This window comes from Synechocystis sp. PCC 7339 (genome assembly GCF_019924095.1).
Taxonomy (GTDB): Bacteria; Cyanobacteriota; Cyanobacteriia; order Cyanobacteriales; family Microcystaceae; genus Synechocystis.
In genome coordinates, this window is sequence record NZ_CP063659.1 from 156258 (window position 1) to 167718 (window position 11461).

The window sequence follows — 11461 nt, forward strand, 5'->3', positions numbered from 1 at the left end:
GCCCTAAGTCACTATTAACTAGACAAAAAGTCAGGGTCGGCCCCATTCCAACCAGCGAATTGCCAATTTTTCCTCCTGTTGGTGAACGATAACCGACACAGCTTCGAGAAAGTCTTCCCCTTCAAGGGAAACATAGACCCAGGCTAAATCGTTAGCTTCCATGGGGGGATATTGCCACTCGGTTAGGAGGCATTCTGCCATGACGATCGCACTGTGGATGGAGCCAGAACCATAATCGATCATGCCCTCCACATCGGCTTGTAGAGTTGAGGGGGAATACTGTTGTTGGAGTGCAGGGCAGAGCAGGCCGTGGGACCCATCATAATCCCCCTGGGCGAGGTAATTGCCAAATTGTTGAGCAATGTTAATGGCCGAGTTAGGCATTTGATAACATTTTAATGATCTTTAACGAGTGAAGTCTCCCAACATTTTCACTTCTGGCTCTAACAAAATGCCATGGTGTTTTTGCACTTCTCCTTGTACATGGAAAATGAGGTCAAACACATCCTGGGCTTTAGCGTTGTCGATATTAACAATGAAGTTGGCATGACGTTGGGATACCTCTGCCCCACCAATGCGGTAGCCTTTTAGTCCCAATTCTTCGATTAGGCGGGCAGAGTAGAGAGGAGTGGGATTGCGAAACACACTGCCACAGTTGGGTTTGTCGTAGGGCTGAGTACTTTTGCGCTGATGGAGATTACTGGTGGTGCGGGCCATGATTTCTTCCCTGGTAAATCCTGGTTTTAACTGAAAGGTGGCATCCACCACTAGGCGTCCGCCCAAATGTTTTTGCAAATTGGAAGTGCGGTAACTGAAGCCTAGCTTTTCATTACTCAAAATTTCCAAACCGCCGTCGGGGTGCATTACCGTAGCTTCCACCAAGGTTTCCGCAGTGCATTGATTGTGGGCCCCGGCATTCATCACCACTGCGCCCCCCACTGTACCGGGAATACCCACGGCCCACTCCAGCCCCTGCCAACCTCGTTTTGCGGCCTGCCAACCTACTTTGGCGATCGGCTCCCCAGCGGCCACGGTAATTAAACCTTGTTCTTCATTAAACTTGCTTTGTCGCAGATAACGGGTACTAACTACTAACCCGCCAATGCCTTGGTCACTGATCAACAGGTTGGAGCCGGCCCCCAAAAAGGTTAACGGTAAGTCCTGGTTTTGGAACCAGGTCAATACAGCGGCCAAGTCCTCCAGGGAACGGGGCGCCGCATACCACTCCGCTTTACCTCCCACCCGATAGGTGGTGAATTCCGCCAGACTTGTGTTGGGTTGAATAATAGTTCCTGTCCCCGCCAAGGCGATCGCCGGTGGTTCCATGGGAGTGGGACGGGTAGCGGGGGAAATAATCATGGCGGTTAGTCCGGAAAATTAGCAGGACAGAGAAAAATGGTCGCAGATAACCCTAGGTTAGCTTGCTCAGCCTAGGCACAGGCGGCTAACACTGGTGCAATCTGCTGATTGAGGTTGCCCGCCCCCAAAAATAGTGCCAAATCACCACTTTTTAGAACTTTAGGCAAAAATTCCCTCAATTCCGTCAATTGGGGCTGGTAAACCACATGGCCATGGTATTGTCCTACGGCCTTAGCCAAATCTTCCCCCTGGACGTTGTGGGGATTCTGTTCCCCGGCACTATAAATATCGGTTAAGACCACCAAATCTGCATCCTTAAAGGCAGTGGCAAATTCCGCCATAAAGGTGTGGGTCCGGCTGTAGCGATGGGGCTGGAAAATGGCCACTACCCGTTCATATTTTCCGTGGGTTACCTTTTGTCGGGCGGCGGCCAGGGTTGCCAGTAGTTCACTGGGATGGTGAGCATAGTCGTCAATGAAGGTAATTCCATTGCAATAACCTTTGCACTCAAAGCGACGTTTGGCCCCATTAAAGTTGGCGATCGCCTGGGCAATAACAGGAAAATCTAAGTCTAGTAAACGGCCCACCGCCACTGCGGCCAAGGCATTACTAATATTATGGTCCCCCGGCAAAGTCACAGTCATGGTACCCAAACAGACTCCCCGTTCCCACACTTCTACTTCGTTACCATGGGCTTGACGCTTAATTTGCCGGGCTTGGTAATCCGCTTCAGGGCGATTTTCCAGACTGTAGGTGATGCTAGGGGAAAGGTGTTGTCGTACTACGTCACAATCGAGACAACCGATCAGGGTTTGGCAATGGGACTCAAAACTATGAAAAATTTCCACAACCTCGGCCAAGGTGGAGTAATGGTCGGGATGGTCTAATTCGATGTTGGTAACAATGCCGATCTCTGGATGGTGTTTGGTCAAGGAGCCATCGGACTCGTCCACTTCCGCCACCAAATATTCCCCTGAACCAAGGTAGGCATTACCCTGCCAAGCATCCACCTCACCGCCCACCACAATAGTGGGGTCCAGTCCAGCTTCCTTTAACACATAGCCAATTAAGCTACTGGTGGTGGTTTTGCCATGGGTACCCGCCACCCCAATGCCCCGGGATTCCGCAATCATAGCTGCCAAAATATCGGAGCGGTGATAGATGGGACAATTTTTGGCGATCGCCCCTTGGTATTCCAAATTGCCTTCATTAATGGCAGTGGAGCACACCACCTGGGGCAGACAATGGGTTTGGTAGCGGCCATTGCCGTTGACGCCGTTACTGGCTGATTCGGCGATCTGCTCTAGGGTCAAACTTGCCCCGGAGGAACCAGTGGGCAAAGCCACCGCCGGGTTAACTTGCAGGGATTGAAAATAGTCTAAATTTTCCGGAACCTGTTCTTGGAAGATTTTTGCCCCCACCGACTCCAGGCGATCGGTAATATGGGTACGGCGCAGATCGGAGCCCGACACAGGGAGATGGCGTTTTGCGAGGACGTAGGCCAGAGCCGACATACCAATGCCCCCAATTCCTAAAAAATGGAAGGGACGACCACTAAAATCCACAGCACCCACAGCAACGCTCCTCACAAGCCATAAATGTTAACGTCTACAATCACCTGCCGGTTCACCGCACCTGCAATTGAGCGACATCATAACAAAAACTCTACCCCCAGGCATAGACAAAACCTAGAGTCCACGGTAGACAGCGACGGAGAGGAGGAGAAAAAGATTCCCACCCCCCTTTTAAATTCAGGATCTAAGTGTTCAGGCAATAGGATATGATTGGTGTCATTAATAATCTTTAAATGTACTGAGCTAAAACAGAGAGGGCAAGACGAACGTGACTAGAGTAGCAATTAACGGATTTGGACGGATCGGACGCAATTTTCTCCGCTGCTGGCTGGGGCGCACCGATAGCCAGTTGGAAGTGGTCGGCATCAACGACACTTCCGATCCCAGAACCAATGCTCACCTTTTGCGCTACGACTCCATGTTGGGTAAGTTGGATGCGGACATCAGCGCCGACGAAAACTCCATTACCGTCAATGGCAAAACTATTAAATGTGTTTCCGACCGGAACCCCCTAAATTTGCCCTGGGCAGAATGGAACGTAGACCTAGTCATCGAAGCCACCGGTGTTTTTGTTACCCATGAAGGGGCCACTAAGCACGTTCAGGCCGGCGCCAAAAAGGTTTTAATCACTGCCCCCGGTAAGGGTCCCAACATCGGTACCTATGTGGTAGGGGTCAATGCCCACGAGTACAAACACGAAGAATACGAAGTCATCAGTAACGCTAGTTGTACTACCAACTGCCTCGCCCCGATCGCCAAGGTAATTAACGATAACTTTGGCATTATCAAAGGCACCATGACCACAACCCACAGCTACACCGGGGACCAACGGATCCTCGATGCTAGCCACCGGGATTTACGCCGGGCCCGGGCCGCCGCTGTTAACATTGTGCCCACCTCCACTGGTGCCGCCAAAGCAGTGGCCCTGGTAATTCCTGAACTGCAAGGAAAATTAAACGGCATTGCCCTGCGGGTGCCTACCCCCAACGTTTCCGTAGTCGATTTAGTGGTACAGGTAGAGAAAAATACCATTGCTGAACAGGTTAACGGGGTGCTGAAGGAAGCCGCCACCACTGGCCTGAAAGGAATTTTAGATTACACCGATTTGGAACTGGTCTCCAGCGACTTCCGGGGCACGGATTGCTCTTCCACGGTGGATGGTAGCCTCACCATGGTAATGGGCGGTGACATGGTTAAAGTAATTGCTTGGTACGACAACGAATGGGGCTATTCCCAACGGGTTGTCGACTTGGCTGAAATTGTGGCTAAGAATTGGAAGTAGATTATCCGACTGGGTTATGCGCCTGTCCCCCCATGACTGACAACTGACATAATGAACCATTTTGCCCAATCCTCCTTTCCCCAGGGGGATTTTTCTTATCCATGCCCATGCTTGTCAGGGAAAGACTTTCAGGGTTATGGTTTGAGGAGTGTCTTCTCCTTACCCCGGCGCAAATTTCCCCATGTCGTTTTTAACCTTTGATACTGAGTCCAACCAACGGAAAAGTTTTGAGTTGCCTGGTGCTAAGCCCCACTACAACCCCGATCGCCCTGGGCAGGTAAATCATATCTTTTTGGACTTGAAAATCAACTTGGCAGAACGGCACTTACAGGGGGTTTGTCGCCTTACCCTCACGCCGGTGCGCCCTGGTATTCAACAATTGGTGTTGGATGCGGTGGATCTGAAAATTGCCTGGGTCTTGATGAAAGGAGTAAGTCAACATTTTGACCATGACGGCGATCGCCTAACCATTGACCTACTGCAACCGTTGGCCGCTGAGCCGGTGACCCTGGAAATTCAGTATGAATTGAAAAATCCCCGCCGGGGCATCTATTTTATCCAGCCCGATCGCCATTATCCAGAAAAGCCAGTGCAGGTCTGGACTCAGGGTGAAGATGAGGATTCCCGTTACTGGTTTCCCTGTTTCGACTATCCGGGGCAGTTGGCCACGTCGGAAATACGGGTGCAAGTGGCTAAGCCCTATCGGGTGATTTCCAACGGCAGTTTAATTGAGCAAAAAGATTTGGGCAATGAACAGGTTTTCCATTGGTCCCAAACCCAAATTCACCCCACCTATTTAATGACCCTGGCGATCGGTGATTTTGCAGAAATAGCAGATAGTTATGGTGATCTGCCGGTGCGTTATTACGTCGAGAAAGGTCGGGAAGATGATGGACAACGGAGCATGGGCAAAACCCCCCGTATGATTGAATTTTTTAATAAAGCCTTTGGCTATCCCTACGCCTATCCTAATTATGACCAAGTTTGCGTAGCGGATTTCATTTTTGGGGGCATGGAAAATACTTCTACTACCCTGTTAATGGATCGTTGTTTACTGGATGAACGAGCGGCATTGGATAACCGCAATACGGAAAGTTTAGTCGCCCATGAACTAGCCCACCAATGGTTTGGTGATTTAGTAGTTATTAAACATTGGTCCCACGCTTGGCTCAAAGAAGGTATGGCTTCCTACGCCGAAGTTTTGTGGACAGACCACGAATATGGCAAGGATGAGGCGGCCTATTACCTGTTGGGGGAAGCAAGGAATTACTTAGCGGAAGATAGTTCCCGTTACCGCCGTCCCATTGTCACCCACGTTTATCGAGAAGCCATCGAACTTTACGATCGCCATTTGTATGAAAAGGGAGCCTGTGTTTATCACATGATTCGCACAGTATTGGGGGACGAGTTATTTTTTAAAGCCGTCCATACCTTTGTGCAGGACAATGCCCACAGCACCGTGGAAACCATTGATTTACTGCGGGCCATTGAAAAAGCAACGGGTTTTAACCTCCTTTGGCTTTTTGATCAGTATGTTTTCCGGGGTGGCCACCCGGAATTTAAAGTTAGCTATAGCTGGGACAATGACAATAAATTAGCCAAGTTAACCATTACCCAAACCCAGGCTAAGGCGGATAGTAACCATAAAGACTTATTTAACTTGAAAATTCCCGTTGCCTTTAATTTCTTGGAAGCAGAAAAAATTACCACTCAAGTAATTCCCTTACAACTCAAAGAACGGGAGCAGGTCTTTTATTTTCCCCTCCACCGTAAGCCTGATTTTGTTAGCTTTGACCAGGGCAACAATTTCTTGAAAACAGTGGAATTAGCCTATCCGCTGGCGGAATTAAAAGCCCAATGCACCCGTGACCCAGACCCGATTTCCCGTATCCAAGCGGCGATCGCCATTGCTAAACAAGGAGGCTTAGAAGCAGTGGAATTTCTGGGGGAAAGACTACAAAAAGAATCTTTCTGGGGAGTGCGAGTAGAAATCGCTGAACAGTTGGCGGGCATTAACTTGGACCAAGTGGGCACCCTATTGAGCCAAGGATTGGCAAAGAATGACCACCCCAAGGTGCGACGGGCAATCATTGCTTCTTTGGCCAAGATCAAAACCTCTGCCAGTTACGAAGCGATCAAAAAGTGTTTAGCCCAAGGGGAAGCTAGTTACTACGCAGAGTCAGCGGCGGCTAGTGCCCTTGGTGCTTTGGGATCTGGTCTGCTCAAGGACAACGAAGGGGAAATTATCGAACAATTAACAGCCGTGTTGCAAACCCGCCCTGGTTGGAATGAAGTGGTGCGTTGTGGGGCGATCGCCGGTCTGAGTCAATTGACCACTTCCCCCCAAGCAGTGGATACGATTTTGACCTACACCGCTAATGGTGTGTCCCAACCTCTGCGACTGGCCTCCATTCGAGCTTTAGGAGCCGTTTCCGTTGGGCAATCCCCCGAAAAACTGACGGAAATTCTAGAGCAACTAACAGTGATCGCCCAGGAGGAATTTTTCCTTACCCAGGTTTCTGTTACTGCTGCCCTCGGTCAAATGGAAACCCCCAAGGCGATCGGTATTTTGCAGAATCTCGCCAACCAAACCCCGGATGGTCGGGTACGGCGCATGGCGGAAGAAGCAGTGAAAAAAGTCCAAGCCAAAATCGGCAGTGACGAAAAAATTAAAGACCTTCAAACTAACCTAGAAAAACTTCAGCAGGAAAATCAGGATCTCCAGAGTCGCCTTGCTAAATTAGAAACCCAGTTTGCCCAGACTTCCTCCAATAAAGAAAATCAGCAGGATTAACTGTTAGCCCCATTTAGGTTAGCGTAGGAGCAAAAAGACTACTAAAATAATCTTGTCTAACAACCGCAGTCTACAATACTATGGCTCTAATAAATTGTCAGGAGTTTAACAGGGAATATAGCGACACAGCTAAAGCCTGTCCTCATTGTGGATTTATAGCAAAGGACGAGATAGTTAGGACAGTTCTCTCAACGCTATATCCAATGCAGAAATCAGCGATTCTCCATTACTAACAAGTTGGTAAACATAACGTTTTAGTCTCGCCCAGAACTTCTCAATTTTGTTCAAGTCTGGTGAATATGGTGGTAAAAATATAACCTCACACCCAGCTTTTGCTACCAATGCCTTTATTCTTTCTTTCGGATGAAAGCTTGCATTATCCATGATTAGTATCTGACCTGGTATTAACTCTGGTAATAACATTTCTTCTATCCACGTGCATACTACTTGAGCGTTACAGTATCCTTCAAATATCATTGGAGCTATTGTTGTTCCATTCCACCAACAACTTATTATGCTGACTCTCTTGGTTCTATGTCCTAATTTGCTTGCCTTTAATCTCTCTGATTTATGACAGTACCCATAGGGGTAGTCTAGAGTGTCATCTAGACCGGCTTGATCCATATAAATCAGTTTTTCTGCCGCATATTGCTTGATTTCATCTTCAAATGCCTTTCTCGCTTCCTCTTCTATTTCCCTGTAAATATAAGTTTTTTTTTCTAGTAAACCCTATTTTCTTTAGAGCCTTACTTATTCTTATTCTACTTACGGGCTCTGGCCATTTTTCTGCCATTTGTTTTTGCGTTAAATGACCGTTCTCCTCCGCAAATTCTCTGAATTTATCCAAATCATCTATTTTCGGTCGTGGACCACGCTCATAATCTCTCTTCGCGGCCACACTTCCTGTTTCTTTCTTCTTTTTTATCCATAGGTCTAAGGTGTTGCGACTAATGTTCAGTGTTCGGCAGACATGGCTTTTCTTCTCTCCTTTTTCTACTGCACTTACCGCTTTCTCTCTTAGATCTACACTGTAGGGGGCTGGCATCGCTTTTTTCCTAACTCTTTCCATACATTATGTCCTAATCTTAGCAATCTTTGCTATACACCAAAAAAAGCAAACCGAAGGGGATGTTCTGGGCCTTTCTTGTTAACAATCTCCATAGCACTTGCAATCTTTACTATGATTGTGGCGTTGTCCGGTAATCAGACCGAAACATCACCTTCTGGTTCTCTTCCAAATCAAGAATCTAGTCCATCAATAGAAAATCATACTGTCCAATCAGATTTTGATTGGTTGAAAGGCGGTACATTACATAATTCGACGGTGCTTGAGTGGAAAAATGGTAGTTATGAAAATAAGCTAGCAACCGCTGCTGATTGGTTAGCAAGTACGATTTGGAAAAATCATCTAAACTCAGCTTCAGATTTTGATGTTTTAAAAGAGAAGACCTAATTATTGGTTGTTGGTGTTGACTACATAATTCAAGATCAGGAAATTGATTCTTTGAAAGTGGTCGAAATCTCAACTGCTGTGATCCTAAGCACTCCTCAGTTGAATCCTAATCCATAGTCTCCTCACCCTACCGACATATCACTGAGCAACTACATCATGTGATGGAGTAATAATTTGATTTTCTTGGTACTATAAAACTTTGGCTACGATCATGTTGTGAGATCCAACCCGAAAATTGAAGAGGATAAGAAGGAATTTAACTTAAGACCTCAGATTAATTATTCTTGCCAATGCCAACGGCGATCGCAATTTTCTCCCAAACGGCATGGCTTCAAAGAATAAAAACGCCAATTGCTATTTGAACTGCCTTTTGAATTTGCTCTAAAGCGATAGAAGAAATTGCACCATAGGGGCCTTGCTCTAAATGAATTTTACGGATAGCAGAAATATTGTCGCAGAGAGCCAAGGAATCTTTGCTGAGACCACCTTCCCCCTGGGGAATTAAGATTCGGGTTGGCGTTATTCCCCCAGAAAGATCACTGGAAAAAGGGACAACCAAAACACTGCTGGAAAACTGATTACGAACATTTAAGGAAATTACCACCGCTGGGCGTTTTTTAGTATCACCGAGGGACTTTAAAGGGCGAATTAGATAAATTTCACCCTGATGGGGATAAAGTGTCTCCCCCATATCAAATGCCTTCGGATAGGTTAATATGCTCTATTTCGCTCTGGGCAAAATCGGCCCAATCTTGATCGAATTTTTGAGATTCCTGGGACTGTTGCTGATAAAAAACCAACAATTGCTCTTCAAGATGACGTTGATACCAAAGTCGTAATCCTTCTTCCACCGCCGTAGAACGGTTTTCAGTTAGACGATCAATGTTTTTCAAGAGGGCAACATCAACGGTAACGGAAATACGTTGCTTGTTCGCAGTGCAAGACATTTGTGGGACTCACTGGATTACTTTTTATATGATATTTTATCATATTAATCAGATTTGACAGTGGCGATCGCCAGTACGTTATGGGGGCAAGGTAGGGCTAACCACACCCTTCCCAGCGCCTTCAAACCCTTTGCCCATCCCCTGGGCATCTTGCAGAAATCTTGGCCGCTCGTTACAATCCTTCAAAATATTCTCACTTTGTAAGGGATAATGGATAAAACTTGACTCTGTCCGTCTTGTTCGGTTAACACAACCTATAGACAAGGGTTTTATTTACCCAACGCAGAATAAAAATTAAATCGTCTTTTAAGACACAAAACACTATTCGTTACTAGAAGGAGCGTCAATGGGACTACCTTGGTATCGCGTTCATACAGTTGTCCTGAATGATCCAGGGCGACTCATCTCTGTCCATTTAATGCACACAGCCCTTGTGGCTGGCTGGGCTGGGTCCATGGCTCTCTATGAGTTGGCCATTTTTGACTCCAGCGATGCTGTGCTCAACCCCATGTGGCGGCAAGGCATGTTCGTTTTGCCCTTCATGGCCCGCCTCGGTGTCACCAGTTCCTGGAATGGCTGGAGCGTCACCGGAGAAACTGGTTTGGATCCCGGTTTCTGGTCCTTCGAAGGAGTAGCCGCCGCCCACATCGTCCTTTCTGGTCTGCTGTTCCTGGCCGCCGTATGGCACTGGGTTTTCTGGGACTTAGAATTATTCGTCGACCCCCGTACCGGTGAATCTGCCTTAGATTTGCCGAAAATGTTTGGTATTCACCTTTTCCTCTCCGGTTTACTCTGCTTTGGCTTTGGTGCCTTCCACCTCACCGGTGTTTGGGGCCCGGGCATGTGGGTTTCCGACCCCTATGGTCTGACAGGCCATGTACAACCGGTGGCACCGGAATGGGGACCGGCAGGTTTTAACCCCTTCAACCCCGGCGGTGTAGTGGCTCACCACATTGCCGCTGGTATTGTTGGTATTATTGCTGGTCTTTTCCACCTCACGGTACGCCCCCCCGAACGCTTGTATAAAGCTCTCCGCATGGGGAACATTGAAACCGTATTGTCCAGTAGTATTGCCGCGGTATTTTTCGCCGCTTTCGTTGTGGCCGGTACCATGTGGTACGGTAACGCCACCACTCCCATCGAACTTTTTGGACCTACCCGTTACCAGTGGGATAAGGGTTATTTCCAAGAAGAAATTCAACGGCGAGTTGATAGCCAGTTAGCAGAAGGGGCTTCTTTATCTGAAGCCTGGTCTACCATACCTGAAAAGTTGGCTTTCTACGATTACGTTGGTAACAGCCCCGCCAAAGGTGGTTTGTTCCGTACCGGTGCCATGAACAGTGGCGATGGCATTGCCCAAGAATGGATTGGTCACCCAGTCTTCAAAGATAAAGAAGGTCGGGTGCTGGATGTCCGTCGTATGCCCAACTTCTTTGAAACCTTCCCCGTCATCATGACCGATGAAGATGGAGTGGTGCGTGCCGACATTCCTTTCCGTCGTTCCGAGTCTAAATTCAGTGTGGAACAAACCGGTGTTACCGTCAGCTTCTATGGTGGTGCCTTGGATGGCCAAACCTTCAACAATCCTAGCGATGTGAAGAAATTTGCCCGGAAAGCCCAATTGGGTGAAGCCTTTGACTTCGACACTGAAACCTTTAACTCCGATGGTGTGTTCCGCACCAGTCCCCGGGGTTGGTTTACCTTTGGCCACGCCGTCTTCGCCTTGCTGTTCTTCTTTGGCCACATCTGGCATGGTTCCCGTACTCTGTTCCGGGATGTATTTGCTGGAGTTGATCCTGGTTTGGAAGAGCAAGTGGAATTTGGGGTATTTGCTAAAGTTGGTGACCTTTCCACCCGGAAAGAAGCCTAGGTTCCCCGAGGCCTTGAGCTAAAAATTAAGTTTTTGAGAATACCTACCTTTGCGGGGTTAACTCAATAACAATTTGACATTTACAGAAACTATTTCTATGGCGATTTCTTCTACGGGAGAAGTCGCTTTTTGTTGTTGTTTTTCGATTATTGATGGTCTTACCAGTGTGCTATGATTCCAGG

11 protein-coding genes are annotated in these 11461 nt (G+C 47.7%); 4 read left to right on the top strand and 7 right to left on the bottom strand.

Annotated elements, in window-relative coordinates:
• Positions 1-30: 30 nt before the first annotated feature.
• From IQE94_RS00775 to murC, 3 genes are all read right to left on the bottom strand, one after another.
• Positions 31-384 (bottom strand): hypothetical protein, encoded by a 354-nt coding sequence (locus IQE94_RS00775; RefSeq protein WP_223342502.1) that lies wholly within the window; start codon positions 382-384, stop codon positions 31-33.
• A 21-nt stretch (positions 385-405) separates the two neighbouring features.
• On the bottom strand, positions 406-1359 hold the full coding sequence (murB, locus tag IQE94_RS00780; protein ID WP_223342503.1) for a UDP-N-acetylmuramate dehydrogenase: 954 nt from the start codon (positions 1357-1359) through the stop codon (positions 406-408).
• A gap of 71 nt (positions 1360-1430) precedes the next feature.
• On the bottom strand, positions 1431-2948 hold the full coding sequence (gene murC / locus IQE94_RS00785; protein WP_223342504.1) for a UDP-N-acetylmuramate--L-alanine ligase: 1518 nt from the start codon (positions 2946-2948) through the stop codon (positions 1431-1433).
• 253 nt (positions 2949-3201) lie between these two features.
• Here murC and IQE94_RS00790 point away from each other — a divergent pair, with 253 nt between their 5' ends.
• Together IQE94_RS00790 and IQE94_RS00795 are read left to right on the top strand one after the other, a co-directional pair.
• Complete coding sequence (locus tag IQE94_RS00790) at positions 3202-4215, top strand: type I glyceraldehyde-3-phosphate dehydrogenase (RefSeq protein ID WP_194021096.1); 1014 nt, start codon at positions 3202-3204, stop codon at positions 4213-4215.
• A gap of 181 nt (positions 4216-4396) precedes the next feature.
• Complete coding sequence (locus tag IQE94_RS00795) at positions 4397-7009, top strand: M1 family metallopeptidase (RefSeq protein WP_223342505.1); 2613 nt, start codon at positions 4397-4399, stop codon at positions 7007-7009.
• Positions 7010-7183: 174 nt separating this feature from the next.
• Here IQE94_RS00795 and IQE94_RS00800 read toward each other — a convergent pair whose 3' ends face one another.
• A complete protein-coding gene (locus IQE94_RS00800) occupies positions 7184-7714 on the bottom strand; it encodes an IS630 family transposase (RefSeq protein WP_223343183.1) in 531 nt (176 codons plus the stop codon).
• Positions 7674-8078, bottom strand: a complete 405-nt coding sequence (locus IQE94_RS00805; protein ID WP_223342506.1) for an IS630 transposase-related protein — start codon at positions 8076-8078, stop codon at positions 7674-7676. Before IQE94_RS00805 ends, IQE94_RS00800 begins: the two co-directional genes overlap by 41 nt.
• Before the next feature lie 75 nt (positions 8079-8153).
• Between IQE94_RS00805 and IQE94_RS00810 the strand changes: the two genes are divergently transcribed.
• Complete coding sequence (locus IQE94_RS00810; RefSeq protein ID WP_223342507.1) at positions 8154-8462, top strand: hypothetical protein; 309 nt, start codon at positions 8154-8156, stop codon at positions 8460-8462.
• Between the two features lie 331 nt (positions 8463-8793).
• On the opposite strand, the gene IQE94_RS00815 is transcribed toward IQE94_RS00810, so the two are convergent.
• Both IQE94_RS00815 and IQE94_RS00820 read right to left on the bottom strand, forming a co-directional pair.
• The gene (locus IQE94_RS00815) at positions 8794-9153 is read right to left on the bottom strand and encodes a type II toxin-antitoxin system PemK/MazF family toxin (RefSeq protein WP_212715537.1); all 360 of its coding nucleotides are present in this window, start codon (positions 9151-9153) and stop codon (positions 8794-8796) included.
• Position 9154: 1 nt separating this feature from the next.
• Positions 9155-9409, bottom strand: coding sequence for a ribbon-helix-helix domain-containing protein (locus tag IQE94_RS00820; RefSeq protein ID WP_212715538.1), 255 nt, complete (start codon positions 9407-9409; stop codon positions 9155-9157).
• Between the two features lie 346 nt (positions 9410-9755).
• On the opposite strand from IQE94_RS00820, the gene psbB reads away from it, so the two are divergent.
• Positions 9756-11279: a photosystem II chlorophyll-binding protein CP47 gene (gene psbB, locus IQE94_RS00825; protein WP_212715539.1), complete on the top strand. Its 1524-nt coding sequence runs from the start codon at positions 9756-9758 to the stop codon at positions 11277-11279.
• Positions 11280-11461 lie beyond the last annotated feature (182 nt).

What these genes read in the sequence shown, in the direction of transcription:
- IQE94_RS00775 (WP_223342502.1), bottom strand. Translation starts at nt 384, where the DNA reads ATGCCTAACTCGGCCATTAACATTGCTCAACAATTTGGCAATTACCTC.
- murB (WP_223342503.1), bottom strand. Translation starts at nt 1,359, where the DNA reads ATGATTATTTCCCCCGCTACCCGTCCCACTCCCATGGAACCACCGGCG.
- IQE94_RS00795 (WP_223342505.1), top strand. Translation starts at nt 4,397, where the DNA reads ATGTCGTTTTTAACCTTTGATACTGAGTCCAACCAACGGAAAAGTTTT.
- IQE94_RS00805 (WP_223342506.1), bottom strand. Translation starts at nt 8,078, where the DNA reads ATGGAAAGAGTTAGGAAAAAAGCGATGCCAGCCCCCTACAGTGTAGAT.
- IQE94_RS00815 (WP_212715537.1), bottom strand. Translation starts at nt 9,153, where the DNA reads ATGGGGGAGACACTTTATCCCCATCAGGGTGAAATTTATCTAATTCGC.
- IQE94_RS00820 (WP_212715538.1), bottom strand. Translation starts at nt 9,409, where the DNA reads ATGTCTTGCACTGCGAACAAGCAACGTATTTCCGTTACCGTTGATGTT.
- psbB (WP_212715539.1), top strand. Translation starts at nt 9,756, where the DNA reads ATGGGACTACCTTGGTATCGCGTTCATACAGTTGTCCTGAATGATCCA.